25 protein-coding genes are annotated in these 25000 nt (G+C 70.5%); 13 read left to right on the top strand and 12 right to left on the bottom strand.

Annotation, left to right across the window (positions count from 1 at the left end; translation table 11 throughout):
- The first annotated feature begins 11 nt into the window (after positions 1-11).
- From EYW40_RS04910 to EYW40_RS04900, 3 genes are read left to right on the top strand one after another with little or no spacing between them, the layout of a single operon-like run.
- Positions 12-194, top strand: a complete 183-nt coding sequence (locus EYW40_RS04910; RefSeq protein WP_135820476.1) for a hypothetical protein — start codon at positions 12-14, stop codon at positions 192-194.
- Between the two features lie 58 nt (positions 195-252).
- Positions 253-630: a DUF7532 family protein gene (locus EYW40_RS04905; protein ID WP_135820475.1), complete on the top strand. Its 378-nt coding sequence runs from the start codon at positions 253-255 to the stop codon at positions 628-630.
- Positions 627-2039 carry a ribonuclease FAU-1 family protein gene (locus EYW40_RS04900; protein WP_135820474.1) on the top strand — a complete coding sequence of 471 codons (1413 nt, stop codon included), beginning with the start codon at positions 627-629 and terminating at the stop codon, positions 2037-2039. The genes EYW40_RS04905 and EYW40_RS04900 overlap by 4 nt, the downstream gene beginning before the upstream one ends.
- A gap of 27 nt (positions 2040-2066) precedes the next feature.
- Here EYW40_RS04900 and EYW40_RS04895 read toward each other — a convergent pair whose 3' ends face one another.
- The 4 genes from EYW40_RS04895 to EYW40_RS04880 form a co-directional block, all read right to left on the bottom strand.
- Positions 2067-2444, bottom strand: a complete 378-nt coding sequence (locus EYW40_RS04895; RefSeq protein ID WP_135820473.1) for a NifU family protein — start codon at positions 2442-2444, stop codon at positions 2067-2069.
- Positions 2445-2555: 111 nt separating this feature from the next.
- Positions 2556-4070: an LVIVD repeat-containing protein gene (locus tag EYW40_RS04890; RefSeq protein WP_135820472.1), complete on the bottom strand. Its 1515-nt coding sequence runs from the start codon at positions 4068-4070 to the stop codon at positions 2556-2558.
- A gap of 113 nt (positions 4071-4183) precedes the next feature.
- Positions 4184-5158 carry an ROK family protein gene (locus tag EYW40_RS04885; protein ID WP_135820471.1) on the bottom strand — a complete coding sequence of 325 codons (975 nt, stop codon included), beginning with the start codon at positions 5156-5158 and terminating at the stop codon, positions 4184-4186.
- Between the two features lie 55 nt (positions 5159-5213).
- A complete protein-coding gene (locus EYW40_RS04880) occupies positions 5214-5930 on the bottom strand; it encodes a TIGR00266 family protein (RefSeq protein ID WP_135820470.1) in 717 nt (238 codons plus the stop codon).
- A gap of 89 nt (positions 5931-6019) precedes the next feature.
- Between EYW40_RS04880 and EYW40_RS04875 the strand changes: the two genes are divergently transcribed.
- A complete protein-coding gene (locus EYW40_RS04875) occupies positions 6020-6418 on the top strand; it encodes a hypothetical protein (RefSeq protein WP_135820469.1) in 399 nt (132 codons plus the stop codon).
- Positions 6419-6487: 69 nt separating this feature from the next.
- Here the strand turns inward: EYW40_RS04875 and EYW40_RS04870 are convergent, their stop codons facing one another.
- Both EYW40_RS04870 and EYW40_RS04865 read right to left on the bottom strand, forming a co-directional pair.
- Positions 6488-6937, bottom strand: a complete 450-nt coding sequence (locus EYW40_RS04870) for a universal stress protein (protein ID WP_135820468.1) — start codon at positions 6935-6937, stop codon at positions 6488-6490.
- Between the two features lie 143 nt (positions 6938-7080).
- The gene (locus tag EYW40_RS04865) at positions 7081-7656 is read right to left on the bottom strand and encodes an LURP-one-related/scramblase family protein (RefSeq protein ID WP_135820467.1); all 576 of its coding nucleotides are present in this window, start codon (positions 7654-7656) and stop codon (positions 7081-7083) included.
- Between the two features lie 178 nt (positions 7657-7834).
- On the opposite strand from EYW40_RS04865, the gene uvrA reads away from it, so the two are divergent.
- From uvrA to EYW40_RS04850, 3 genes are all read left to right on the top strand, one after another.
- On the top strand, positions 7835-10786 hold the full coding sequence (gene uvrA, locus EYW40_RS04860; RefSeq protein WP_135820466.1) for an excinuclease ABC subunit UvrA: 2952 nt from the start codon (positions 7835-7837) through the stop codon (positions 10784-10786).
- A gap of 84 nt (positions 10787-10870) precedes the next feature.
- Positions 10871-11863 carry a WD40/YVTN/BNR-like repeat-containing protein gene (locus EYW40_RS04855; RefSeq protein WP_135820465.1) on the top strand — a complete coding sequence of 331 codons (993 nt, stop codon included), beginning with the start codon at positions 10871-10873 and terminating at the stop codon, positions 11861-11863.
- A gap of 50 nt (positions 11864-11913) precedes the next feature.
- Complete coding sequence (locus EYW40_RS04850; protein ID WP_135820464.1) at positions 11914-12993, top strand: geranylgeranyl reductase family protein; 1080 nt, start codon at positions 11914-11916, stop codon at positions 12991-12993.
- A 136-nt stretch (positions 12994-13129) separates the two neighbouring features.
- On the opposite strand, the gene EYW40_RS04845 is transcribed toward EYW40_RS04850, so the two are convergent.
- The 4 genes from EYW40_RS04845 to EYW40_RS04830 all read right to left on the bottom strand — a co-directional run bounded on the left by EYW40_RS04845 (position 13130) and on the right by EYW40_RS04830 (position 18252).
- A complete protein-coding gene (locus EYW40_RS04845) occupies positions 13130-15217 on the bottom strand; it encodes a PAS domain S-box protein (protein ID WP_135820463.1) in 2088 nt (695 codons plus the stop codon).
- Positions 15207-16661, bottom strand: a complete 1455-nt coding sequence (locus EYW40_RS04840) for a DUF7125 family protein (RefSeq protein WP_135820462.1) — start codon at positions 16659-16661, stop codon at positions 15207-15209. The genes EYW40_RS04845 and EYW40_RS04840 overlap by 11 nt, the downstream gene beginning before the upstream one ends.
- A gap of 125 nt (positions 16662-16786) precedes the next feature.
- Positions 16787-17869: a CAF17-like 4Fe-4S cluster assembly/insertion protein YgfZ gene (gene ygfZ / locus EYW40_RS04835; RefSeq protein WP_135820461.1), complete on the bottom strand. Its 1083-nt coding sequence runs from the start codon at positions 17867-17869 to the stop codon at positions 16787-16789.
- A gap of 83 nt (positions 17870-17952) precedes the next feature.
- The gene (locus tag EYW40_RS04830) at positions 17953-18252 is read right to left on the bottom strand and encodes a DUF6432 family protein (RefSeq protein ID WP_135820460.1); all 300 of its coding nucleotides are present in this window, start codon (positions 18250-18252) and stop codon (positions 17953-17955) included.
- Positions 18253-18343: 91 nt separating this feature from the next.
- Between EYW40_RS04830 and EYW40_RS04825 the strand changes: the two genes are divergently transcribed.
- Both EYW40_RS04825 and EYW40_RS04820 read left to right on the top strand, forming a co-directional pair.
- Positions 18344-19276 (top strand): DUF7093 family protein, encoded by a 933-nt coding sequence (locus EYW40_RS04825; protein ID WP_135820459.1) that lies wholly within the window; start codon positions 18344-18346, stop codon positions 19274-19276.
- Positions 19277-19316: 40 nt separating this feature from the next.
- Entirely contained in the window at positions 19317-19709 is a 393-nt protein-coding gene (locus tag EYW40_RS04820) for a DUF5611 family protein (RefSeq protein ID WP_135820458.1), read from the top strand.
- A 78-nt stretch (positions 19710-19787) separates the two neighbouring features.
- On the opposite strand, the gene EYW40_RS04815 is transcribed toward EYW40_RS04820, so the two are convergent.
- On the bottom strand, positions 19788-20147 hold the full coding sequence (locus EYW40_RS04815; RefSeq protein WP_135820457.1) for a cell division protein SepF: 360 nt from the start codon (positions 20145-20147) through the stop codon (positions 19788-19790).
- Positions 20148-20239: 92 nt separating this feature from the next.
- On the opposite strand from EYW40_RS04815, the gene EYW40_RS04810 reads away from it, so the two are divergent.
- A complete protein-coding gene (locus EYW40_RS04810) occupies positions 20240-20965 on the top strand; it encodes a DUF1028 domain-containing protein (protein ID WP_135820456.1) in 726 nt (241 codons plus the stop codon).
- A gap of 11 nt (positions 20966-20976) precedes the next feature.
- Here the strand turns inward: EYW40_RS04810 and EYW40_RS04805 are convergent, their stop codons facing one another.
- Positions 20977-21456 carry an RNA-binding protein gene (locus tag EYW40_RS04805; RefSeq protein WP_135820455.1) on the bottom strand — a complete coding sequence of 160 codons (480 nt, stop codon included), beginning with the start codon at positions 21454-21456 and terminating at the stop codon, positions 20977-20979.
- Between the two features lie 133 nt (positions 21457-21589).
- On the opposite strand from EYW40_RS04805, the gene EYW40_RS04800 reads away from it, so the two are divergent.
- From EYW40_RS04800 to EYW40_RS04790, 3 genes are all read left to right on the top strand, one after another.
- Positions 21590-21883 (top strand): DUF7562 family protein, encoded by a 294-nt coding sequence (locus EYW40_RS04800; protein ID WP_135820454.1) that lies wholly within the window; start codon positions 21590-21592, stop codon positions 21881-21883.
- 68 nt (positions 21884-21951) lie between these two features.
- Positions 21952-23229, top strand: coding sequence for an RNB domain-containing ribonuclease (locus EYW40_RS04795; RefSeq protein ID WP_135820453.1), 1278 nt, complete (start codon positions 21952-21954; stop codon positions 23227-23229).
- A gap of 224 nt (positions 23230-23453) precedes the next feature.
- On the top strand, positions 23454-24911 hold the full coding sequence (locus EYW40_RS04790; protein WP_135820452.1) for a sulfatase: 1458 nt from the start codon (positions 23454-23456) through the stop codon (positions 24909-24911).
- Positions 24912-25000 lie beyond the last annotated feature (89 nt).

Below are 25000 nucleotides of genomic sequence, written 5' to 3'. Positions count from 1 at the left end.
GAGCCAACTCCATGTTCAGCAATAGCAGGGGGATCCACTACTCGTCGCCGCCGACACCGGACCGAGAGGACGAGGAAGAGACAGCGAACGAGGCCGAGACGGAGACGGAAACGGAGGACGAACAGGTGACCGTGGACCCGGAGCCCACGGCCGCCGCCGCGAACTGGACCGGCGACGTGCCGGCCGACGACTGATTCGGAGCCGAGACGCCGTTCCGGACTGTTCAAATCCCCGGCCCGCGAAGCGTACGGCATGCACTTCGACCAGCGCACGCAGCGGGCGCTCCGCGAGGCCGGCCTCGACGACGACGCCCTCGCGGCCGCCTCGGAGGCCGTCGTCGAGTCGACCCGCGAGGCCGCCGCCGACCTGGAGGCGTTTTTCGACGGACGCGAGACGGTGTACTCCGACATGGAGATGGCCCACTCCGCGAGCGACTACCCCGAGCACGCCGTCGACTACCTCGACCTGACGACCCACGCCGACGAGTTGCGGGGCTGGCTCCGGTTCGACTCCTGGGGCGTCTACGTCGAGGACGGCCGCGTGCTCGACGACGGGCTCGTCGAACTGACGCTCGGGCCGACGGTCCACGACCGGGTCCGGTTCGCGGACTCGCGCGAGCGCCTGGAATGACGAGCGTTCGCGTCCGCGGCATCTACGCCACCGCCCTCACCGAGCGCCTCCGCGACGGCTTCGACGTGGTCCAGGCGTCGCCGCCGATCCGCCGCCGGTTCGACGCGGCGTTCGCGGCCGCCCCGGCGGACGCCCGGGTCGACACGACAGACGACAGGCAGGGCGTGTCGGTCTCGGGCGCGCCCGACGCGGCCGCGGCCGTCGCCGACGACCTCGGTGCGGTCGGCCGCGACGCGTTCGTCTGGCCGGACGCGGCCGCGCTCGGGGCCACCTTCGACGGCCGCGTCACCGAGACGCTCGGCAGCGGCGCGGTCGTCTCGCTCGACGGCGACCGCGAGGGATTCCTCCCCTTCCGGAAAGTCGACGGCTACGTCGACGACGGCGATGAACTCCGCGTGCAGGTCCGCGAACCCGCCCCGCCGTGGAGCGACGACCGGCCGCTGCTGGGCACCGACGTGGAACTGCCGGGCGGCCTCGTCACGCTCTCGCGGGCGCGGGACGGCGTCTCGGCCGCCGCGTCCGGCGAGCGTGCGACCGAACTCGTCCGCACGACGGAACTGCTGCCGGCCGACCCGCCGGACGGCTGGGGCGTCCGCTGGGAGCGGGCGGCCGCGGACGCCGACATGGACGCGCTGGGCGAGGCGCTCGACGCGGCCGCCGACCGCGCCGCCGCGCTCGGAGAGGAGATAGCGGACGCGCCCGACGGCGACGCGCCGTCGGCCGTCGCCGCGCCGTACGCGACGCGGTGGGTGTGGTTCGGCCGCGAGTGCCGGTTCGAACTGGACGCGGCGCGCCGCGCCGTCGAGACGACGATGCCGGGCCACCACCGGACGAAGGCGGCCCACCGCGCCGCGAGTTCGGCCGTCGACTTCGTGGAGAGCGTCGTCGACGCCGCGGCGCTGGCGGACCGCGAGTTCCCGTTCGGCGCCGTCGCCGAGCAGTACGGGCCGGGGGAGGGCGACGACCTGGCCATCGTCCACGGGAAGCCCGACGGCCGCTGCTACACGCTGGGTGAGGGCGAGGTGACCGACTTCGACCCGGACGGGAAGCTGACGGTCAGACGGACGATCCGCGGCAGCGGCACGTACGACGCGCTCGGCACGGAGCGGGAGCGCGGCGACGCCGCCATCACGAAGATAACTGAGGGGCGCTGGTGGTACCCCACGGTCTACCGCGGCGAGGACGGCGAGCGGAAGGGGACCTACGTCAACGTCTGCACGCCGGTCGAGGTGTTCCCCGACGGGATCCGGTACGTCGACCTCCACGTCGACGTGATCAAGCGGCCGGACGGCGAGGTGTCGGTCGTCGACGAGGACGAACTCGCGGCGGCCGTCGAGGCCGGGCACGTCTCCGAGGCGCTGGCCGAGAAGGCGAGAAGCGTGGCGTCGGCGGTCGAGCGCGCGCTCTGACGGCGGGGGTGTGGCCGCCGTCCGGCCCTACAGGTGGTCCTTGCCGGGGTTCGACGACCCCCAGTCGCCCCGTCCCCCTTCGGTGCGGTCGATCCCCATGACGCTCTCGGCCTGGTCGACGCCGAAGCTCTCGCCGGACTCGGGGACCCGCACCGTCACCTCCTCGACCTCGGGCCACTTGAGCAGGTCCGCCTCGATGTTGCCCGAGGTGACCTCGCTGACGGAACAGCCCGCACAGCCGCCGCCGAGTTCGACGACGACCTCGCCCGTCTCCGGGTCGGCCTTCCGGACGGAACTCGTCCCGCCGTGCATCTTGATGATCGGCATCTGCTGGACGAGCCACGTCTCGATCCGCTCCGCGAGGGGTTCCTCGGAGTCGGGGTCTTCAGGTGAGCCGATGGTCATCGCTCGCCGGTACGCGCTCCAGGTACGGGAAGGTTTGGATCTCCGCGGCCGGTTCGCAGGAACGATCGTGACGTTCAGCGGATGACGCGGCCGGTCTGCGGGTCGCCGGGCTCAGTCCCGGCGGAGGCGACGCAGGCCGAGGCCGAGGCCGGCCAGCGCCGCGCCGACGCCGAAGCCGGGCATCCCACCGCCGTCGCTGTCCTCCTCCGTGTCGTCGCTGCCGCCGCTCCCGCTGTTCCCGTCGTCCGCCGTGGTCCCGCCGTCAGCGGTCGTGGTCGACCCGTCCATGCCCGTCGTGGTCGTCGTCCCGTCCATCGAAGTCGTGGTGGTCGTCGGCTCGGACCCGGAGCCGTCCTCGACGAGCGACGGCGCGTTCGCCTGCTCGCCGGCCTCGTCGGGGAACGTAAACACCGCCGCGGCGTCGGTGTTCTCCAGCCCCGTGCCGAGGCTGGTCGCCGCGAAGAACTCGCCCTCGACGGCCGCCTGGGCCGTCCAGAAGCTCGTCTCGTCGGGCTGGCGCCACCACGCCAGTTGCTCGGGGCTTGCCGGATCGCTCACGTCGAACAGCTTGACGCCGCCGTTGTACCACGACGTGTACAGCCGGTCGCCGACCCAGTCGAAGTTGTGGGAGGTCGTCCACGTCCCGCCCTGGTAGGCGTTGCTGTCGGACTCCTCGGGCTCGATCGTCGCCAGCCGCTCGGGCGAGTCGGGGTCGGAGATGTCCCAGAAGTCGATGCCGCTGGGGCCGCCCGAACCGTTGCCGTTGATGTCCCACGACTCCCCGCCGACGGCGACGACGGTGCCGTCGGCGTTGGGCTGGACGTAGTGGTCGTTGCCCTCCGGCTCGTAGCCGGCGAGCTGGGACCCCGACCCCTGGAGCTCCGACAGCTCGTAGTCGCTGAAGTGAGTGACGTATTCGGGGCTCGTCGGGTCGCTCACGTCGAGCACCCACGTCCCCGTGTCCCAGTACGCGAGGTACGCGCGGTCGTCCTGGACGTAGATGTCGTGGAGCGAGCGCCGGCCCACGGGCACCTCGGCGTACCCCTCGTCGTACTCCAGTTGCGACCAGCGGCCGACCTCCTCCTGGGACTCGATGTCGACGACAACCATCGGGTTCCCCTCGCCGTCGTTGCCCGTCAGGTAGGCGTGCGACCCGTCGAGATAGGAGTTGTGAATGGGGAACTCCGTCCGGTAGAACGACTCGACGGTGGCGTCGGCGGGGGAGCTGACGTCGACGGTGAAGAAGCCGGAGACGTTGCCGCTGTTCGCCGGGCCGACGACGATCATCGAGTCGCCGTCCTGTTTCACGTCGTATATCTGCTGGAGCGGGCCGCTTTCGCCCTCGGGCTGTAGCCCGCGCTGCTCGGTGAGCAGTTCCGGTGACGCCGGGTCCGAGAGGTCGAAGGTCGCGAACCCGTCGGTGAGCGCGACGTAGGCGGTCGTCCCGTCCTCGCCCATCACCAGTTCCTTCGCGTTCGGGATGTCGTACCGTCCGATCGGTTCGTAGCCGTCCTCCTGGCTCGTGTCGGCGGCGGTCGCCGCGGGCACGGCCGCCGCGATACCCGCGGCACCGGTCGCTTTCAGCACGCTTCTCCGGAGGAGGCGTCGGTTTCGGGGGGACTCCATACCCCCACGTAGCACCGACCTGTAATAAAACTGTCCGGCGGTGGATCGTTTTCGACCGGCGGCGCGCCCGTCGGGTCGTATAGCTTCCCCGTCCGAGCGCTAGCCGCGAGCGCTTAATTCCGCATTCGCGACCGATCGCCCGTCCCCCGGGTCATCGCGCTCGCGAGCGCCCCCTGGACCACCACGTCGTCGCCGAGGGTCGTCAGCGACACTTCCGGGAGGTTGGTAAACACCATGTCGTCGAGGCGCTCGCGGATGGGGTCGAGGACGAGTTCCTCGTTGTTGAGCGCGACGGCCCCGCCCACGTAGATGACGAGGGGGGCGTACGCGTGGATGATGTTGGCGACGCCCATCGCGTTCCAGTGGGCGACCTGGTCGATGACGTGGTCGGCGAACGTGTCCTCGCCGGCGTGGGCGAACACGTCCGCGGCCGAGAAGTCGGGGTCGTCGACCGGCAGCGCCGTGTCGACGGGGTCCTCCTCGTGGAGGAGCCGCGCGTACCGGGGGATGTTGTTGCCCGAGCAGTACGCCTCCCAGTGGCCGTCCTTGCCGCAGCCGCAGGTGAGGTGGCCCTGTGGGTCGACGACCATGTGGCCGACCTCGCCGGCGTTGCCGTCCCACCCCGAGAGGACGTTCCCGTCGACGGTGACGCCCGCGCCGATGCCGCTGGAGATGGTGAGATACACCATGTCGTCGGGGTTGCGGTCGCTGTGGAACCGCTCGCCGATGACGCCGGCGATGGTGTCGTTGTGGAGGTACACCTCCTCGTCGTCTATCAACTGTGCGACCGGCCCGGTCAGCGGGATCGTGTCGATCGTGTCCGGGAGGTTCGCCGGGTTCTCGACCGTCCCCTCGGCCAGGTCGAGCGGCCCGATGGAGCCGATCCCCGCCGCACGGATGCTCTCCGGGTCGACGTCGGCCTCCTCGCAGGCCGTCCGTAGCGCCGAGAGGACGGCCTCGGTGACCGCGATCCCCGTCGGCCCCTGCGGGGTGTTCTGCCGGTGCGCGCCGAGGATCCGTCCCTCGTCGTCGGCGACGACCGCCCGGACGTTCGTCGCGCCGAGGTCGACGCCCGCGTAGTTACCCATTCTGGTTGAGAGGGGAACGCGCCGCCACTTAATTAGCCCGTTCGCGGTCGGCGGGCTACCCGAACGAGAACTGGACGCCGTCGTCGTCGCCGTCGCCGCCGCCGGACGGGAGCTGCGGGACGAGCCACGAGAGGAAGGCGTCCTGGCTGCGGGACTGGAGCCACACCGTCCCCGGCCCCTCGAACTCGCAGACGAACCCTTCACCGCTGAACAGCGTCGACTTCAGCCCGCCGACCTTCCGCACGTCGAACGAGAGGCCGTCCTCGAACGCGACGATGTGGCCGGTGTCGACGACGTACGTCTCGCCGACGTCGAGCGAGACGGGCTCGACCGCGCCGTAACTCGACAGGAACGCGTCGCCCGTGCCCGTCAGTTCGAGGAGGAACAGCCCCTCGCCGCCGAAGAACGTCCGGGCCCCGCCGAACTTCGTGTCCAACTCCATCCCCCTGTCGGCGGCGAGGTACGACCCCGACTGCACGTACAGCGTCTCCGAGGTCAGTTCCCGGTGGACGACGTCGCCGGGCAGCGGCGGGGCGAGCGTGACGTGTCCCCGCTCGGTCGCCTCGAACGTGTTCCGGAAGAACGACTCGCCGCCGAACATCGAACGCTTGACCGACTGCAGGAAGCCGCCGCTGTCCCCCCTGTCGGTCGTGATGTCGATCCCGTCGGAGTGTGACACCATCGCGCCCGCCTCCGCGGTGATCGACTCGCCCCGCTCAAGCGACACGTCGAGGAGGGCAAAGGAGGGCCGGTGTCGAACCTCGTGGTCCATACGCGAACGTCCGCGTCAACGGACTTAAACGTCCGGACGGGGCGGCAGCGCCCCCGACAGCTAACGGGCGTGGTACCGTTACGCACGGTATGGGAGACGACGTCCCCACCACCGACGATGTCAGCGAGGCGGAGGCGGCGGCCGCCCACGAGGTCGAACTCGCCCTGGAGTGGCTCCAGCGCGCCAGGGGCCGTTTCGTCGAGTTCCACCACGCGACCGGCCACGCGCTCGACCACTTGGACGACGCCGAGGCGGCGCTCCGGGACTGCGGGTACGACGACCTGGCCGACGAGGTCCGCGACGAGCACCTCCCGCGGGGCGTGTTCGAGGACCGCTGGACGTACGACCTGCTGGAGGAGTACGAGGGGGCGTTCCTCGCGCCCTACGAGGACTTCGAGGAACGTGCCCGCGAGCGGCTCGCCGGCGGCGTCCGCCACGTCCGAGAACGCCGGCAGGAGGCCGAGTGGAAGGAGCGGGCCGACCGGTAGGCGGTCGGCCCATCCGTCGCGGTTAGCACTGCGGACCCGGCGACGGCCGAACCACCGGGACGGGCCGCGTCACTCGTCCCGGACGAACGTCACGGGGCAGGGGCAGGACAGCATCACTTCCTGGGCGACGCTCCCGAACACGGCCTTGCCGGTCGGGGAGCGGCGGCGGCCGCCGACGACGACGCGGTCGGCCCCGACCTCCTTCGCCAGGTTCACGATCGTCTCGCCGTGCTCGCCGACGGCGCCGCGGGTCTCGTAGTCGACGCCGGCGTCGTCCAGCAGCGACGCGATCTCCCGGATCGTCGCGTGCCGGGTCGCGACCTCGTCCGGCGAGGTGTCGTCGGTCGGCCCGAAGTCGAGCCTGTCGAGCACCGTGTCGTACTCGTCGTCCGTGAACACGTGGGCGAGGACGACGGTCGCGCCCGTCGGCCCGGCCACTTCCGCGACCGCGTCGGCCAGCCGCTCGGCGCGGTCCTCGTCTTTCGCCCCGACCGCGAGGAGAATCGTGTCGATTGCCATGTTCGGCGGATACACAGGGACCCGACAAAAGCGTACGGGGCTTGCCGGCCGGCGGGAATCGGCGGAACGCGGCGGCGTGTCGGCCCGTCCGAGCCCCCTATCGAGGTCCGTCCCGACCGGAGGCCGGCGTCGGCCGCGCCGCCCTAGTGGTCCTGTATCGCGTCGATCACCATCGCGGCGGCCACGATCGGCTCCTTCGGCACGTCGCTCGCGTCGTCGATAGCGATCTCGTAGCGGTCGCGCAGCGAGAACTGCCCGTCGATGGTGCCGACGTGGTCGCCGTTCGCGTCGGCTATCTCGTACCTGTGGGGGATGATCTCGCCGAACGGCAGGAGGTTCCGGGCGAGCGTCGTCAGCGCGCCGCGGGAGGAGATCGTCGCCAGGGGTTCCTCGGTGTCGGCGTCGCGGATCGTCCAGACGTCCCGGAAGATCGAGTAGTCGTTGTCGAGGATCACCAGGTTCGTCCCCGTCCGAGCGTCCGAGAGGACGTAGTTGCCGGCGACGTCGATGATGCCGCCCGCCTTCACGGTGAATACCTCGTCCCCGTCGGCGTCGACGAACGGGAACTCCTCTTTCATCTTGAACATCTTCTGCTTGCCCCGGAGGACGACGTTCCCCGCCGAATCGGTCGCCTTGTACTTGTTCCGGACCAGCGACTGGTCGACGGTGTAGCGGTCGTCTGTGAGTTCGACCCCGCTGATGTCGTAGGCGTCGCGCATGGTCGGACCCTCTCGGCGGCGACGCTTAAACGCCCCCGGCGTGTTTCCGGGCGCGAAACACCGGTCGGTCCGGATCGGGATTCGGCCGGACCGGATCGGGGACTGACGTGTCGGCGTCGCCGGAGCGTGGCCCCGGAACCGACAGGGTTTCACGCCCCGGGTCCCTGGCAACGCGTAGATGAGCAAGGACTACATCGAGGTCCGAGGGGCCGAGGAGAACAACCTCAAAGACCTCGACATCGAGATCCCCCGCGAGCAGTTCAACGTCGTGACGGGGCTGTCGGGGTCGGGCAAGTCCTCACTCGCGTTCGAGACGGTGTACGCCGAGGGGCAGCGCCGCTACATCGAGTCGCTGTCGGCGTACGCCCGCAACTTCCTCGGGCAGATGGACAAGCCGCAGGTCGAGACCGTCGAGGGGCTCTCGCCGGCTATCTCCATCGACCAGAAGAACGCCGCGAACAACCCCCGGTCGACGGTGGGGACGGTCACCGAACTCCACGACTACCTCCGCCTGCTGTACGCCCGCGTCGGGACGCCCCACTGTCCCGAGTGCGGCCGCGAGGTCGGCGAGCAGTCCGCCCAGCAGATGGTGACGCGCCTGCTCGAACTCCCCGAGGGGACGCGCGCAAAGCTCGCCGCGCCGGTCGTCCGCGACCAGAAGGGCGCGTTCGAGGACCGGTTCGACGAACTCGTGAGCGAGGGGTACAGCCGCGTCGAGGTCGACGGCGAGCGCTACGACCTCACGATGGACCGGCCCGAACTGGACGAGAACTACGACCACACGATAGACGTGATCGTCGACCGCGTGACGGTCGCGCCGGACGCGCGCTCGCGGATCGCCGACAGCGTCGAGACTGCCCTGGAGGAGGCCGACGGCGTCCTCAAGGTCATCCTGCCGGACCCGCCGGAGGACGCCGAACTCGGCGGGACGAAGGCCCGCTCGACCGGCGACCTCGCGGGCGAGACGGACGACCGCCTCGTCGTCGAGTTCTCCGAGGATCTGGCCTGCACCCACTGCGGGATCGACCTCCCGGAGATCGAGACCCGCTCGTTCTCGTTCAACAGCCCCCACGGCGCGTGTCCGGAGTGCGAGGGGATCGGCGAGACGAAAGAGGTCTCCGAGGATCTTGTCCTCCAGGACCCCTCGAAGCCGCTGAAGAACGCCTTCGAGGCCTGGAGCTACAACCGCTCGTACTACCGCACCCGCCTCGACGCGGTCGCCGAGCACTTCGGCGTCAGCGTCGAGACGCCGTTCGAGGAGCTTGCCCCCGACGTGCAGGACGCCTTCCTCTACGGCACCACGGAGGACGTGGTGTTCAAGCGCCAGACGAGCAACGGCGTCCGCCGCAAGACCAAGCCGTTCGAGGGCGTCATCCCCAACCTGGAGCGCCGCCACGTCGAGACGGACAGCGACAGCACGCGGGACCACATCGAGGACTACATGACCGTCACCGAGTGCCCGGCCTGCGACGGCACGCGCCTCAAGCCGGCCTCCCGCGCCGTCCTCGTCGACGACTCGTCGATCACCGAGGTCAACCGCATGAGCATCGGCGACGCCCTCGACCACTTCGAGGAGATGGAGGCGGGCCTGTCCGACCGCGACCGCAAGATCGCCGAGGAGATACTGAAGGAGATCCGCGCCCGCCTCGGGTTCATGACCGAGGTCGGCCTGGAGTACCTGACGCTGGACCGCGAGGCGGCGACGCTGTCGGGCGGCGAGAGCCAGCGCATCCGCCTCGCCACCCAGATCGGCTCCGGCCTCGTCGGCGTGCTCTACGTGCTCGACGAGCCCTCCATCGGCCTCCACCAGCGCGACAACGACCGCCTGCTGAACACGTTGGAGGAACTGCGCGACCTCGGCAACACGCTGATCGTCGTCGAGCACGACGAGGAGACGATGCGCCGCGCCGACAACGTCGTCGACATGGGCCCCGGTCCCGGCAAGCGCGGCGGCGAGGTCGTCGTGCAGGGCACCACCGACGAGGTGATCGACTGCGAGGACTCGATCACCGGCGACTACCTCGCGGGGCGCAAGCAGATCCCCGTCCCCGAGAAGCGCCGCGAACCGGACGGCGCGCTCACCGTCCGCGGCGCGCGCCAGCACAACCTCGCCGACCTCGACGTCGAGATCCCGGTGGGCTGTTTCACGGCCATCACGGGCGTCTCCGGCTCCGGCAAGTCGACGCTGATGCACGAGATCCTCTACAAGGGCCTGGCCCGCGAGATGAACGACAACCACTCGGTCGACCCCGGCGACCACGACGGGATCGACGGCGTCGACGAGATCGAGACCGTTCGGCTCATCGACCAGAGCCCCATCGGGCGCACGCCGCGGTCGAACCCCGCGACGTACACGGACGTGTTCGACTACATCCGCGAACTGTTCGCCGAGACGAAACTCTCCAAGCAACGGGGCTACGAGAAGGGCCGCTTCTCGTTCAACGTGAAAGGCGGCCGCTGCGAGGAGTGTGGCGGGCAGGGCACCGTCAAGATCGAGATGAACTTCCTCTCGGACGTGTACGTCCCCTGCGAGGAGTGCGACGGCGCGCGCTACAACGACGAGACGCTGGACGTCACGTACAAGGGCAAGACGATCGCCGACGTGCTGGAGATGAGCGTCGAGGAGGCCTACGACTTCTTCGAGGCCGACACCCGCCTCTCCCGGCGGCTCCAGTTGCTGAAGGACGTCGGGCTTGACTACATGAAGCTCGGTCAGCCCTCGACGACGCTGTCGGGCGGCGAGGCCCAGCGCATCAAGCTCGCCGAGGAACTCGGGAAAAAGCAGACCGGCGACACGCTGTACCTGCTGGACGAGCCGACGACCGGCCTGCACTCCGCCGACGAGCGCAAGCTCATCGAGGTGCTCCAGCGCCTCGTCGACAACGGGAACACCGTCGTCGTCGTCGAACACGAGCTCGACCTCGTGAAAAACGCCGACAACATCGTCGACCTCGGCCCCGAGGGCGGCGAGAACGGCGGCGAGATCGTCGCCACCGGCACGCCCGAGGCCGTCGCGCGAAACGACGGCTCCCACACCGGGCGCTACCTCCGGGACCTCCTCCCCGACGTGGACCTCGACGGCCCGCGCGGCCAGCGCAAGGAGCCGGTGAAGGCGCCGAGCGACGACTGAGCAGCGCCTTCGCGTTCCCCTCTCGCTTCTTTCAGGAATCCGTTTCAGCATAGCCCTTTGTCGGTCCGTCTCCTACGCCCGCCCATGACGACCGTGTACGCCGCGATGCGGGACGCCCTCGTGGTCGCCGAACGGGAGGGCGCGGAGTGGATCGACGCCCGTCGACTGGACGGGTACGACCTGGAGTGCGTCGACGCGTCGCAGGCGGTCCCCGACAGGGCGTTCGTCGGCACGTTCGGCGACGGGCTCCACCGGACGACCGACGGCGGCGAGTCGTTCGAGCGCGTCGGCGCGGACGCCATCGATCAGGACGCCGTCCTCTCGGTGGCCGTCTCGCCACACGACCCCGACGTCGTGTACGCCGGAACCGAGCCGTCGCGGCTCTACCGCTCGACGGACGGCGGCGACTCGTGGACGCGCGTCGGCGGCCTGACCGACCTGCCGTCGGCCGGCGAGTGGTCGTTCCCGCCGCGGCCGGACACGCACCACGTCCGGTGGGTCGAGCCGGACCCCCACGACGCCGACCGGCTGTACGTCGGCATCGAGGCCGGCGCGCTGGTGCTCACCGAGGACGGCGGCGAGACGTGGCAGGAACGTCCACCGGGGTCGCGCCGCGACAACCACACGCTTGCGACGCATCCCGACGCGCCGGACCGCGCCTGGAGCGCCGCGGGCGACGGCTACGCCGAGACGCGCGACGGCGGCGAGACCTGGGACCACCCGCAGGACGGCCTCGACCACCGCTACTGCTGGAGCCTCGCGCTGGACCCGGCCGACCCCGAGACGGTGCTCCTGTCGGCCGCCAGCGGCGCGTCGGCGGCCCACACCGCGTCGCGGGCGGAGTCGTACCTCTACCGCAAGCGCGGCGGCTCGTGGGAGCGGCTCGACGGGTTCCCCGCGGGCGAGGGCGTCGTCCGCGCGGTGCTGGCGTCGGGCACGGCGGCCGGCGAGTGCTTCGCGGCGACGAACCGCGGGCTCTACCGCACGCCGGACGCGGGCGACGGCTGGGAGCGCGTCCCCGTGCCGTGGGAGCGGTTCGACGGGGACACCTGCCGCGGCCTGGTCGTCGTCGACTGACCCGCTCGGCGACCGGGAAGGATTTACCGCCGCCCGTCGACCGTACTGACATGTACGACTTCGTCGTCGTCGGCGCCGGCCCCGCCGGGTCGCGGTTCGCCCGCCGGGCCGCCGAGGCGGGCCACGACGTGCTGGCGCTGGAGCAGGGGACGGTCGGCGAGCCGCTGGCCTGTTCCGGGCACGTCAGCACCGACGTCTGGGACTTCACCGCCCCGGACGCGCGCGACGACCTCCTCCAGAACGAGATCGTGGGCGCGCGCTTCCACGTCGGCGGCCCCGGCAGCGACGCGCACCGCTTCTACAAGCAGGAGGCCGTGTCGAACGTCATCGACCGCGTGGGGCTGGACCGCCACCTCGCGGGGCTGGCGCGGGACGCGGGCGCTGACCTGCGCGAGGAACACACCGTCACCGCCGTCGACGAGTACCACGACCGCGTGGAGGTGACGGCGCGCGGGCCGGACGGCACGGAGACGTTCGCGGCGCGGATGGTCGCCGGCTGCGACGGCCCGCGGTCGCGCGTCCGGGACGAACTCCACCTGTCGGAGCCGGACGAACTGCTCCACGGCGTGCTGGGGTTCGACGCCGCGGCCGACGACGGCGAGTTCGTCGACGTCCACCTCACCGCGCCGCGCTTTTTCGCGTGGCGCATCCCGCGGGGGAACGCCGGCGTGGAGTACGGGCTTGCGGCCCCGCCGGGCGACGACGTGGGCGCGCGGTTCGACGCGCTGGTCGAGGCGTACGGCGTCGACCCGCACCGCCGCTGTTCGGGTGCGATCCCGGTCGGCCCGCCGGATCGCGTGACGAGCACGCGGGGGTTCCTGCTCGGCGACGCGGCGGCCCAGACCAAGCCCTTCACCGGCGGCGGGATCCTCTATGGGATGACCTGCGCGGACCACGCCGTCCGGACGGTCGACCCGACCGAGCCGTCGACGCTGCAGGCCTACGAGCGGGCCTGGCGGGACGAGCTATCGCGGGAGATACGGCTGGGCCACTGGCTCCGCCGGGCGTACTCGCTCCCGGAGCCGGTCCAGCACGCGGGGCTGCGGGCGCTCTCGGGGGAGATCGGCGTCCACATGGACCGGCCCACGTCGGTGTTCTCGCGGGAGCACCTCCGGACGCTGCTCTCGTAGGGGCGAACAGGCGGTCCGTTCGGGCGCGGAGCGGCCGACCGCACACCCGCCTCACCGCTCCGCGGCGACGGGTCAGAGCACGGCGGCGCTGGCCGCGGCTTCCGGGGTAAACGTTTGGACAGCCGGCACCCCGGGGTTACGGCCTCCCGAACTCGATCCGCGTGACCGTGCCCCGGGGCTCGTTCCCCTCGAAGGAGATGGTGCCGTCGGAGCGGCTGAGCGCCCAACGGATGAGCCAGAGCCCAAGGCGGTCGGTGTGTTCGAGCGGCGTCTCGAGGTCCGTGGACAGCACGTCGAGTTCGCTGTCGGGGATCCCCGGCCCGTTGTCGGCGACCTCGACGGCGACCGTGTCGGCCCCCACCGTCACCTCCACGGTGACGCGGGGGACGTCGCTGTCGTTGTGGACGATCGCGTTCTCGACGACCTCGCTCAGCGCGGTGATGACCGAGTCGTGGGCACGCACGGTCGCCTCGTCGGGGACGTCGGTCGCGATCTCGGCGTTCGGATAGCGGTCCCGCAACGCCGCGACCGTGGTCCGGACGAGCGGCGACAGGTCGAGTTCGCGGGTCCCGCCCCCGTCCTCGTCGATGATCGACTGGACCGACCGGGCAGTCTCGCTGAGCGAGAGCAGGTCCTCGCCGGTGCTCTGGATCGTCCTGGCGTGGTCGCGGACCTCCTCGGGCGGGGTGTTCTCGTCCATCATCTCGGCCCGCCCGCAGATCACCGTCATCTTGTTCCGGAGGTTGTGTCGCAGCACCCGGTCGAGGACGGAGAGTTGCTGCTCGCGCCGCCGGCGGTTCGAGATGTCCCGGACCACGCCGACGGTCCCGTGGAACGACTCGCCGGGGAGCGGGGCAACGGTCACCTCGCAGTGCCGCCGTTTCCCCGTCCGGGTGGCGACTTCGACCTCGACCGTCCGCTCGGTGACGGACTCGTCGGGGTCCAGCCGGCAGGCGGGGACGTCGGCCGGGTCGAGGAACGCGTCGAGCGTCGCCCCGAGGAGCGTCCCCCGCGACCGGCCGGTGAGAGAGGTCAGCGCGTCGTTGACCTCGACTATCGTGTCGTCGCCGTCGAGGACGTAGATGGCGTCGGCGGCCGTCTGGACGACGGTCTCGTAGCGCTCCAGCGCCCGCTCGCGTTCCTTTCGCTCCGTCACGTCACGCTGGAGGCCGATGTAGTGGGTCACGTCGCCGTCCGCGTCCCGTATCGGCGCGACGTCGAGCGCGTTCCAGAACCGGGTGCCGTCCGCCCGGTAGTTGCGGATCTCGACGGAGACCGGCTCCGCGGCCGCTATCGCCTCGCGGATGCGGTCGACGGTGTCCGGGTCGGTGTCCGGCCCCTGGAGGAACCGGCAGTTGCGCCCGAGGACGTCCGCCATGTCGTACCCCGTGATCCGGGTGAACGCCTCGTTCGCGTAGATGACCGGCAGGTCGTCCTGCTCGGCGTCCGCGATGGTGACGCCCTGAATCGTCTCGTCGAGCGCGCGCTCGTACAGCCGGAGGCGCGTCTCGCGCTCGCGTCGGGCGGTCAGGTCCCGGAGGATGACCTGCGTCGCCGGCCGGCCCTCGTGGACGATCCGGACCGCGGCGAGTTCGCCCAGCCGCCGCTCGCCGGCAACGGGGTGGATCTCGACCTCCTCGAAGGACGCCCGCGTGGCGGCGGCGGCCAGCGACGCGGCGTCCCCAGCCCCGCCGACGTCGACGTATCGGTCGAACGGCCGGTCGACGAGTTCCTTGACGGTCCCCGCGCCGAGGAGGTCGGTGGCGGCGGCGTTCGCGTACTCGATCCGCCCGTCGACGACGATCAAAAGCGCCTCCGGGAGACACTCGACGAGCCGGCGGTACCGTTCGCGGCTGGACCGCAGCTGGACCGAGAGGTCACGCGTCCGCAGGAGCGTCTCGATGCGGCGGCGGAGGAACCGCTTCCGCGTCGGGATCGCGATCTGGTCGTCGACCGGGTGGTCAGAGACGTCGGTGGGGTCACGCGTCACGAGGACGGCCGGCAGCGAGACGGGCGCGGCGTCCGCCTTGCGCGCCCGGAGCACGTCCACGTTGGCGGCGAGCCCCCGGTCGTCGACGAGACAGAGGTCCCACTCGCCCGCCGTCACCGTCTCCGAGACCGTGACCTCCCAGCCGGTCCCCCGGAGCCACTCGACCAGCAGTTCCCGGTTCCGGGCGTCGCCGAGGACGGCCAGCAGCTTCGCCGGGTCGTCGCTACGAGCCATCGTCGTCCGTCCACTCCGGCGTCCCCGTGAGGATGCCCCGGAGCCCGGTGAGCGGTTCGCCGATCGCAAGCCCGTCCCCGGTGATCCTGAACCGGCGGAGCGTCGGCTCGAAGTCGCTCACCCGCTTTTTCAGGACGCCGACCGCCTTCCGGATCTCCCCCTGGTACTCGATGTACCGGAGGAAGACGATGTTGTCCGCGAGGTAGCTGATCCGCCGGGACGTGGGCTGGAACTCGCCGGTGACCGAGTCGATGTCGTCGACGAGGACGACGGTGACGCCCATGTTCCGGAGGTAGCGACAGAGCGCGTGGAGCTCCCGCAACAGCCCGGTCTCGTCGCCGAGGATCGACATCCGGTAGCCGGAGATGCCGTCGATCACGACGACCTCTACGTCGCGCTCCTCGACCGCCGTCCGGACGTTGGCGGCGAACACGTCCGGCGAGAGCGCCAGGGGTTCCACCTCCTCCGTCTCCAGCGTGCCGTCGGCCTCCCGGTCCTCGACGGGCAGGCCGATCGACCGCGAGCGGTGGCGGAACGTCTCGGCCGCCTCCTCGAAGAGGTAGAGCGCCGCCCGCTCGCCGCGGGCCGCCGCCTCCGCGGCGAAGTGGGCCGCGGTCGTCGTCTTGCCGACGCCCGGCGAGCCGCTGATGACCGAGACGGTGCCGCGTTCGAGGCCGCCTGACAGCATCGCGTCGAGTTCGGGAACGCCCGAGGAGATCGGGTCCGGCTTGAACGTCCGGTCGTGGTCGCCGGGGGCAAGCTTGGGGTAGACCCGCATCCCCTCGCCCGATATCTCGAGCGTGTGCTCGCCGCCCCGGTAGCCGCTGCCCCGGAACTTCGTCACCTCTACCGTGCGTCCCTTCGAGCCGCGGTTGAGCTCGATCGTCCCGTCGGTGAGGAACTGGAGCGTCTCGTCGGAGTGTGCCGTGGTCGGCTGGGTCGCAAAGAGGACGGTCGCGTCCCGCTCGGCGAGGAACCGCCGGAGCGACGCCATCTCCTTGCGGAACCGGGACTCGTCGGCGGCGAACTGCCGGAGGTGGGTCGCGGGGTCCAGAAACACCCGGTCCGGGTCGGTCGCCTCTATCGCCTCGCCGATGCGGTCGCTCACCGCCTCGCCCTCGACCTCGTCCGGGTCGAAGAGGTCGTACGACCGGTTGTCCCGGAAGTAGTCCGACTCGGGGCTCAGGTCGCAAAACGCCACGTCGGAGAGGTCGATCCCGAGCGACGCGGCGTTCTCGCGGACGTTGGCCGTCGACTCCTCCAGGTTGATGTACAGCGCGGCGTCGTCCGGCGCGGCCGTCAGGAAGTGCATCCCGAGGATCGACTTCCCCGTGCCGGGCTCCCCGCGGACCGTGTACGCCCGACCCGGGACGAGGCCGCCGTTCAGGACCGCGTCGAGGTCGGCGATCCCGGTCCCGACGCGGCCCGTCACGTCAGAATCCATACGGATCTATTTGCCGCAGGTTTAATATAGTTTATTGCCCGAAGCTGTCAGCCGCGTAATTGAAACGATCCCAACTCTTCCCACCGTTTCGGTTTCGAACCGAAACCGGCGGCGGGGCTCCGGGCTCAGTACGCCGGCAGCCGCGCCGACCGGTCGCTCCCCTCGACGAACGGCAGGTCGACCCGCTCGGCGGGCAGTTCCTCGCCGTCGACGCGGACGGCGAGGCCGTCCCCCGGCGCGTCGAAGTCGACCAGAGCCAGCGCCAGCGGCGCGTCGAGCATCGGGCTCTCGGCGGCGCGGGTCACCTCCCCGACGGCCTCGTCGCCGGCGAACACGGCCGCGCCGGCCTCCGGGAGGGCGTCGGGTCGGAGCCCGACGAGGCGCTGGCTCGGCCGCCCGCGGTTCTCGACGCGGGAGACGACCTCCTGGCCGACGTAACAGCCCTTCTCGAAGTCCAGCGCGTTGCGGAGGCCGACGACGTTCGGGATCCGCCCCTCCAGTTCCGTCTCGAACAGGGGCGTCCCCGCTTCGAGCGTGAGCGCCTCCCACGTCCGCCGGCCGAACGGCGCGGCGTTGAGGCCGTGGTTCACCAGCGTGTCGAAGACCTCGCCGGCGTCGCCCGCGGCGCAGATCACCTCGTACCCCTCCTCGCCGGCGAGCGCGTCCGTCCGGACGACGGTGACGCCCGCGTCGCCCATCGACCCGCGGACGAACGTGAGCCGCTCGTCGGGCGACGCCGCGCCGTTGAGGACGCTGGCGACCTTCTCGGTCGCCTTCGGGCCGTGGACGCCGAAGGTGCCGAAATCGTCGGTCGCGACGGCTATCTCGACGTCCTCGATGAACACCTTCTCCGACCACTCCTCGGCCAGCGGGCGGGCGCGGCCGGGCGGCGTGAAAAGCAGGAGCCTGTCCCCGGCGTTGTAGACGTACATGTCCGTCTCGATGCCGCCCTGCGGGTCCAGCAGGAGGGCGTAGACCCCCTCGCCGTCGGCGTCGGGGACGCGGTTCGAGACGGCGTTGTCGACGTAGTCGACGCGGTCGTCGCCCGTGACGACGACGACGCCGTACGCCATCTCGGTGACCCCGACGACCTTCCGGGCCGCGCGGTGTTCCCGCTCGCGGCGGCCGTACTCCAGGGCGACGCGGCGGCCGCCCCGCTCGCCGAAGGTCGCGTCGTGGTCCGCGTGGACCGACTCGATGACCGTCATACGTCCCCGTGGGGGAGGCTGGCGGAAAAGCCTCCCTATCCCCCCCGCTGTGGCCCGCCGGCTCCCGCGGCCGGGCGGTCCGCTCAGAACGGGAGGCGGTCGCGCACCCGGTCGATGAAGCTCTCCTCCTCGGCGACGTGCTCCCCGGGCTCCGGCACGACGCGGTCGTCGGGCATGATCACCGTCCGGTCCCCGTTCTCGTCGACGGTTATCAGCTCTTCCTCCTTCAGGGTCGCCAGCGCCCCCTCCAGGTCGTCGATGTCCGCCTCGACGTGCGACCGGAGCTCGAACACCGTCATCCCGTCGTCGCTCCGGTCGACGAGGGCGTCGAGTACCGAGACCTCGACCGCGTCCCGGTCGCGGTACTCCCGCTTTGCTCTCATGGGTGCTACTTTGTGAGGGTGGGATTTACTATTATCCCCTGATCCGCCCAAGCAGTAGCCTTTTCATCCCTACGTTGGATATGCAGGCACGATGGGTCTCAGGTGTTCGCTGCTCGGGCACGACTTCGGCGAGACCGAGGTCGAGCGCGAGCGCGAGGAACAGGGGAGCGAGGTGGTAGAGACCGTCCGGGAGGTCCGGACGTGCGGCCGGTGTGGCGAGACGAAACTCGTCAGCGAGAACACGAACGTGACCACGCTGGACCGGTCGGGGTCGACCCCCGACCCGGCCGGCGAGGGGTCCCAGGGGGAGGCGGCCGACGCGGCCACCGCGGCCGACCCGACGCCGGCGGCCGACACGGCCACGGCGGACGCCCCGGACGGCGCGCCAGCCGACGCGTCGGCGAGCGCCGACGCCGAGCCGCCGGCGGACGGCGACGACGCCGAGATCCTGGACGAAAGCGCGGCCGAACCGGACGACGCCGGCGGGACCGATACCGCGGCGGACGCGGTGACGGAGGCCGAGGACGCGCCGGGCGAGCCCGCCGACGCGGCCGACCCCGCGGACGACGACGGCGTGATCCTCGACGAGACCGACGAGGAGCCGGCGCCCGACCGCGAGTACGGCCAGTGGCCCGACTCCGACGACACGGGGGAGCCGGAGCCGGCCGACTCGCCGACGAAGTGGCCGGAGCAACGCGGCGAGGACCAGGGGTACGACGCCGAACTGAGCGACGGGGACGCCGACGTGGAGTTCGGCGGCGGCGGGCTGACGCCCGAGGTCGACGCGGACGCGGCCGACGTCGCCGGCGAGGAGACGGTCGGCGGTTCGGAGCCGGCCGACACCGGCATCACCAGCGCCGGCACGGCCCCCTCGCCCGACGCGCCCGCCGACACCACCGAGGTCGACACCGAGTTCTTCTGCCCCGAGTGCGAGCAGGTCACGCCGGCCGACCGGTCGTCGCTCCGGGCCGGCGACATCTGCCCGGAGTGCAAGCACGGCTACATCACCGAGCGCGAGCGCTAACGCGAAAAGGGTAAACCTCCCCCCCTGTATCACTTCACGCATGAAGGAGTACAAGATGCGTCGCGGCGAGTATCTCGAGGAACGGGTGCCGGACATGGAGGCCACCGTCGAGGACTACTTCGGCGAGATCACCGGCACTGAGGACTACGAGGGCAACGACCTCTACGTCGTCGGCGACCCCGACAACCCCGTCTTCGACCGCATCATCGTCGGCGCGGCCGAGTACGGCAGCAAGAAGGACAAGCTCGCCGTCCACTTCGAGGAGCGCGACGCCGAGGACGTCATCGCGGAGGGCAACGCCGACGCCGCGGCCGACGCGGTCGACGCGAAAAACGACTTCCTGCTCGAAGCGACCGGTCGCGACGCCAAGTCGCGCCGCGAGTCGATGAAGCGCGCGGTCGAGGATGACCCCGACCACGACGTCGACGCCTGATACTGCCGGCAACTTCTACCGCCGAACTTCGCTTCCGGTCGAACCGAGCCGTCTACGCCGACCAGCCGCCGGTTCGCCCTACCGGACGCCCAGCTTCTCCCGGCTGATCCGGACGCCGGTCGGCGTGACGATGATGCCGTCGTCGCCCTTCTGGACGATGTCGCCGCCGACCTCCTCGGCGACCTGTCGGAGTTCGTCGGTGATGTGTTCGGCGGTCGGGTCCTCGGTCCGGAGCCGCGTGATGTCGGCGATGACCAGGTCGCCGTCGTAGACGGCGTCTTTGATGTCCATCACGTCCTCCTTCCCCGATATCTCGGCGATGTGGACCGACATCGCCGCCTCGCTGGACGCGGCGTCGAAGTCGGCGGGGTCGAGTTCGACGTAGTCCCCGGTCGAGCGGCTGTCGCTGCCCCCGAGGATCTTGCTCATCAGTCCCATAGGGGTAGGTCACCGGCGGAGCGAGTATAGTTCTTGCGTCAGACAGTTCCGGGAGGCGGAGCTTTTTGCGTCACAGCCCCGACTCCCCCGACGTGACGTTCAGCATCTGCGTTCGGGAGGAGTACACGGACGAGGACGGCGACGAGCAGACGCGCTTTGGCGTCGCCGTCACGACGCGGCTGCCGAGCGTGGGGACGATGTGTCCGTTCGCCAGCGAGAACGGCGCGGTCGCCACGCAGAGCCTCGTCAACATCGACCTCGGCCGGAAGGGGATCGAGTACATGGACGACGGCCTGGCCGTCGATGACGCGCTGCAGTCGCTGCTGAACGCCGACGACGGCGCGCCCCAGCGCCAGCTCCACGGCGTCGGCGCGGAGGGCACGTTCGCGTTCTCCGGCGAGGAGTGCAGCGGCTGGTTCGGCCACGTCGAGGGCGACGGCTACACCGTCGCGGGCAACCTGCTCACCGGCGAGGCCGTGGTCGACGAGACGGCGGCGGCCTACGAGACGGGTGCTCCGGCCGACGGCGGCCCCGCCGACGCGCCCCTCGCCGAGCGCCTCATCGACGCGCTGGCCGCGGGCCACGCCGAGGGCGGCGACAAGCGCGAGGAGCTCCACATCCAGAGCGCGGCGCTGATCGTGGAGACCACCGAGGACCCGCCGGTCGACCCGTACTTCAACGACCTGCGGGTCGACGCGACGGAGACGCCGGTCGCGGACCTCCGGGCGACCTACGAGCGCGCGGTCGAGGGGTACGAGATGGCGATGGACCGCTACGAGGACGCGTACGACGAGGACAGCACGGACGAGGCGGAGTGAGGCGACCGGTCTCAGGCGGTGAACTCGTAGAGGTCGTCGCCGACGTGGTGGATCGACCCGACGACCTTGCCGCTGTCGCCGACCATGTCCGACCCGTCGGTCTTCGCGCGGCCGATCGCCAGCACCTTGCCGTGTGACTCCTCGGCGACCGCGACCAGGTCGCCCGGCTCGATGTCCGCGTCAGCCTCGACGATGCCGGGGCGCATCACGTCCGCGCCGTCGCTGACGAACGACACCGCGCCGGCGTCGACGGTGACGACGCGGTTCTCCGGCGGGTACTCGTTTGCGCCCCGAACCGTCAGGAACGGCTCCTCGTCGACGTACAGCACCGCGGGCTCGCCGTCGACCAGCACGAGCTCGTCGTCGCTGTCCTCGAACTCGACGAGCTCGTACGTGTCGCCGTCGATCGCCACGTCCAGCTGTGCCGCGACGTGGTCCTCGATCTCGGCGATCTCGTCGCTCCGGAGGTGGTGCCGGGACTTGACCTGCATGGACGGGGGAAACACCGCGGCGCGCATAAATCGCCCGTTCCCGCGGCGGCCGCCCCCGGCCGCCGCCGTCAGTCGGGTCCTGTCACGATTCGACCCGAAAAGGGCTAAGTACGATCCCGCCTACAGTACGGGTATGTGGTCCTCCCGGACAGACCGGGACGAGACGGAGACCTGCATCGCCTGCGGGGACTCGGTCCGCCGGTCGGACGCGCGGGAATACGACAAGTACGGCGACCGCTGGGAGCGCGAGGGCAAGGAGTTCGAGTACCTCTGCAAGCCCTGCTACCGCGAGCTCTGTCACCAGCCGCGGGACGAGCTCGAGGACCTGCTCGTGGACGTAGACGCCGGCGAACGCGGCCGCGCGGAGTTTCTGCAGTGGTACAGCGCGACCGTCGAGGAGCGGTACGGCACGCTGGAGGAACAGTAGTCCAGCGGCCTCTCCCGGTCGACGCGCGTACCCGATAGGTTAACTGTGCGACCCCCGTACCCCAGGGCATGAGCGACTCGCAAGCCGAGGCGGGCACCGCCGAGGCGCAGGGACCCGTCGAGATCGACGAGGAGATGGCCCGCCACCTGGAGAACAAGCGGGAGGAGCTCTTCGAGAAATTCGAGATCCGCGACGGCTTCCCGCAGGAAGTGCTTGACGAGGCCGAGGAACGCACGGAGGGGATCACCCAGGAGATACAGGACGAGGTCGACGAGCGCGAGGACCTCCGGGAGATGACGACGTGGACCGTCGACCCCATCGACGCCCAGGACTTCGACGACGCCATCAGCGTCGAGGAGCGGGACGACGAGTTCGTGCTGTGGGTCCACATCGCCGACGTGACCCACTACGTCAACCCCGACACGGCGATGTGGGAGGAGGCCGTCGAGCGCGGCAACACCGTCTACCTGCCGGGCTACACGGTCCACATGCTCCCGCCGGTGCTGGCCGAGACGGTCTGCTCGCTCGTGCCCAACGAGGACCGGCTGGCCCACACCGTCGAGATGCACCTCGACAAGGAGACGCTCTCCTACGAGACCATCGACATCTACAAGTCCGTCATCGAGAGCGACGAGCGGCTCACCTACACGCAGGCCGAGGACCGGCTCGACGACCCCGACTCCCACCTCCACGACGAGATATCGCTCGTCTTCAAACTGGCCGACCGGATGCACGAGCAGCGCAAGGACGACGGCAGCCTCGTGCTCAACCCGCGACGGGACCGCGCCCACACCATCATCGAGGAGTGCATGCTGAAGGCGAACAAGGCCGTCACGCACGAGCTGATGTGGGACCGCGGCGTCGAGGCGATGTACCGCGTCCACCCCCAGCCCAGCCCGGACGAGTGGGACGAGGCGCTCCGGGAGATCCAGGACCTAAACGGCGTCTCGATCCCCGGCGCGGCGTGGGACGACCCGCGGAAGGCCGTCAACGCGACCCTGGAGGAGGCCCCCGACCGTCAACTCGACAAGATCCAGTGGGCCGTGATGAAGGTGATGCCCCGGGCGAAGTACATGAACGACCCGTTCGGCGGCCACCACGCGCTGAACTTCGAGATATACGGCCACTTCACCAGCCCGATCCGCCGGCTCAGCGACCTCATCAACCACTGGATCGTCTACACCAACGACGTGCCCGAGGACCTGGTCGCGCTGTGTGACCGCGCCTCCGACCGCCAGAAGGAGGCCGAGTCCTGCGAGCGCGAGTACAAGGACTTCCTCCAGGAGGTCGGCCTCGACCCCGACGCGGTCAACAGCCGCGGGATCGAGGTCGTTGACGACGACTGAGCCCGGACCGAATCCCGCCGTTTCGGGGCCGGTAATCCGGGCTTTCCCCGCCACCTCCGCGGGCCGATAGTTCTCAGCGGCCGCCGGCCAGCGCCGCGCCGCGCCGAAACCGCCCCCCGGCCTCGATATCAGAATTATTACTAACTGAAAACCACATCCGTCGTTCCCGATATCTGGCACGTGGCAAAAATATTAACCGTGGCATTATCGTACCTGATATCGACATGGGTGGGGGGACGAACGTGGTGCTCGTCGTCGCGGACACGACGCGGTACGACGACGCACTGCGACCGGACGTGGCACCGACGATAACCGACCTGGGAGCGCGGGGGACGACGTTCACGCGAGCGGTCGCGCCGGCACCGTGGACCCTCCCCTCGCACGGCTCGCTGTTCACCGGCCAGTACCCGTCGAAACACGGCGCACACGCCGGCCACGAACGGCTGGACGCCGACCGGACGACGCTGCCGGAGCTGTTCCACGCGGCCGGCTACGACACCGCAGGGGTGTCGGGCAACACGTGGATCAGCCAGGAGGGCGGGTTCGCCCGCGGCTTCGACGAGTTCCACCAGACCTGGCAGTACGTCCAGTCCGAGACGGCGATGGGCGAACTCGTCGAGGTGACCGAGGAGAGCCGGCTCCGCGCGGCGGGCCGGAAGCTGTTCGACGGCAACCCGCTGGCGAACGCGGCCAACGCCGTCTACCGGACCCTCGTCCGTGAGCGGGGTGACGAGGGCGCAAAGCGGGCGACCGCGTGGGTCGAGAACTGGCTCGCCGAACGGGAGCGCGACGACCCGTTCTTCCTCTTCGCCAACTACCTCGAACCGCACTTGGAGTACCGCCCACCCAAGCGCCTCGCCGAGCGGTTCCTCCCCGACGGGATGAGCTACGAGGCGGCGATGGACGTGCCCCAGGAGCCCTGGGAGTACCTCGCCGGCCACGTCGAACTGAGCGACCGGGACTTCGCGGCCCTCCGCGGGCTCTACCGCGCGGAGATCGCGTACCTCGACGAGCACCTCGCCCGCCTGCGCGCGGCGCTCGAAGCCGCCGGCGAGTGGGACGACACTGTGTTCGTCCTCGTCGGCGACCACGGCGAGAACTTCGGCGAGCACGGGCTGATGGACCACCAGTACTGCCTGTACGACACGCTGCTGCACGTCCCGCTGGTCGTCGCCGGCGGCGCGTTCCAGGGCCGCGGCGAGGACGACCGGCTGGTGAGCCTCGTCGACATGCCGCCGACGCTGCTCGACGCGGCCGACGTCGCCGCGCCCGCGGCCCGCGACGGGTTCCAGGGGCGGTCGGTCCACCCCGACGCGGACGCCGACCCGAACGAGCACGTGTTCGCCGAGTACCTCGAACCGCAGCCGTCGATGGCGGCGCTGGAGGAACACGTCGACGACCTGCCTCCCGAGGTGTACGAGTACGACCGCTCGCTCCGGGCCGTCCGCACGGCGGAGCACAAGCTGGTCAGGGGCTCCGACGGCTCCCGGGAACTGTACAGCGTCGCCGACGACCCCGGGGAGCAGCGCGACCTGGTCCGCCGCCGGCCCGAACGCGCCGAACAACTGGAGTCCGTCCTCGACAGGTGGCTCGACTCCTTCGAGGCCGCCGACGCAGACGGCGAGGTCGACATCGACGCCGGGCGACAGGAGCAACTGGAACAGTTGGGCTACCTGCAGTAACGGCGCGGACCGGCGGCGGTTCGACGCGGGCCGGCCGAGTCGCTGTCCCGCCCGGAACGCCCGCCGACAGGAGTTGGTAAGTACCCTTT

Source organism: Halostella litorea, assembly GCF_004785955.1.
Lineage (GTDB): Archaea > Halobacteriota > Halobacteria > Halobacteriales > Natronoarchaeaceae > Halostella > Halostella litorea.
This window is presented reverse-complemented; position numbering and strand designations above follow the sequence as displayed.

Coding starts and splice junctions, on each gene's coding strand:
- EYW40_RS04805 (WP_135820455.1), bottom strand. CDS start 21,456: ATGCAGGTCAAGTCCCGGCACCACCTCCGGAGCGACGAGATCGCCGAG.
- EYW40_RS04875 (WP_135820469.1), top strand. CDS start 6,020: ATGGGAGACGACGTCCCCACCACCGACGATGTCAGCGAGGCGGAGGCG.
- EYW40_RS04865 (WP_135820467.1), bottom strand. CDS start 7,656: ATGCGCGACGCCTACGACATCAGCGGGGTCGAACTCACAGACGACCGC.
- EYW40_RS04855 (WP_135820465.1), top strand. CDS start 10,871: ATGACGACCGTGTACGCCGCGATGCGGGACGCCCTCGTGGTCGCCGAA.
- uvrA (WP_135820466.1), top strand. CDS start 7,835: ATGAGCAAGGACTACATCGAGGTCCGAGGGGCCGAGGAGAACAACCTC.
- EYW40_RS04910 (WP_135820476.1), top strand. CDS start 12: ATGTTCAGCAATAGCAGGGGGATCCACTACTCGTCGCCGCCGACACCG.
- EYW40_RS04880 (WP_135820470.1), bottom strand. CDS start 5,930: ATGGACCACGAGGTTCGACACCGGCCCTCCTTTGCCCTCCTCGACGTG.
- EYW40_RS04850 (WP_135820464.1), top strand. CDS start 11,914: ATGTACGACTTCGTCGTCGTCGGCGCCGGCCCCGCCGGGTCGCGGTTC.
- EYW40_RS04870 (WP_135820468.1), bottom strand. CDS start 6,937: ATGGCAATCGACACGATTCTCCTCGCGGTCGGGGCGAAAGACGAGGAC.
- EYW40_RS04830 (WP_135820460.1), bottom strand. CDS start 18,252: ATGAGAGCAAAGCGGGAGTACCGCGACCGGGACGCGGTCGAGGTCTCG.
- EYW40_RS04825 (WP_135820459.1), top strand. CDS start 18,344: ATGGGTCTCAGGTGTTCGCTGCTCGGGCACGACTTCGGCGAGACCGAG.
- EYW40_RS04895 (WP_135820473.1), bottom strand. CDS start 2,444: ATGACCATCGGCTCACCTGAAGACCCCGACTCCGAGGAACCCCTCGCG.
- EYW40_RS04790 (WP_135820452.1), top strand. CDS start 23,454: ATGGGTGGGGGGACGAACGTGGTGCTCGTCGTCGCGGACACGACGCGG.
- EYW40_RS04885 (WP_135820471.1), bottom strand. CDS start 5,158: ATGGGTAACTACGCGGGCGTCGACCTCGGCGCGACGAACGTCCGGGCG.
- ygfZ (WP_135820461.1), bottom strand. CDS start 17,869: ATGACGGTCATCGAGTCGGTCCACGCGGACCACGACGCGACCTTCGGC.
- EYW40_RS04815 (WP_135820457.1), bottom strand. CDS start 20,147: ATGGGACTGATGAGCAAGATCCTCGGGGGCAGCGACAGCCGCTCGACC.
- EYW40_RS04840 (WP_135820462.1), bottom strand. CDS start 16,661: ATGGATTCTGACGTGACGGGCCGCGTCGGGACCGGGATCGCCGACCTC.
- EYW40_RS04800 (WP_135820454.1), top strand. CDS start 21,590: ATGTGGTCCTCCCGGACAGACCGGGACGAGACGGAGACCTGCATCGCC.
- EYW40_RS04900 (WP_135820474.1), top strand. CDS start 627: ATGACGAGCGTTCGCGTCCGCGGCATCTACGCCACCGCCCTCACCGAG.
- EYW40_RS04905 (WP_135820475.1), top strand. CDS start 253: ATGCACTTCGACCAGCGCACGCAGCGGGCGCTCCGCGAGGCCGGCCTC.
- EYW40_RS04890 (WP_135820472.1), bottom strand. CDS start 4,070: ATGGAGTCCCCCCGAAACCGACGCCTCCTCCGGAGAAGCGTGCTGAAA.
- EYW40_RS04820 (WP_135820458.1), top strand. CDS start 19,317: ATGAAGGAGTACAAGATGCGTCGCGGCGAGTATCTCGAGGAACGGGTG.
- EYW40_RS04795 (WP_135820453.1), top strand. CDS start 21,952: ATGAGCGACTCGCAAGCCGAGGCGGGCACCGCCGAGGCGCAGGGACCC.
- EYW40_RS04845 (WP_135820463.1), bottom strand. CDS start 15,217: ATGGCTCGTAGCGACGACCCGGCGAAGCTGCTGGCCGTCCTCGGCGAC.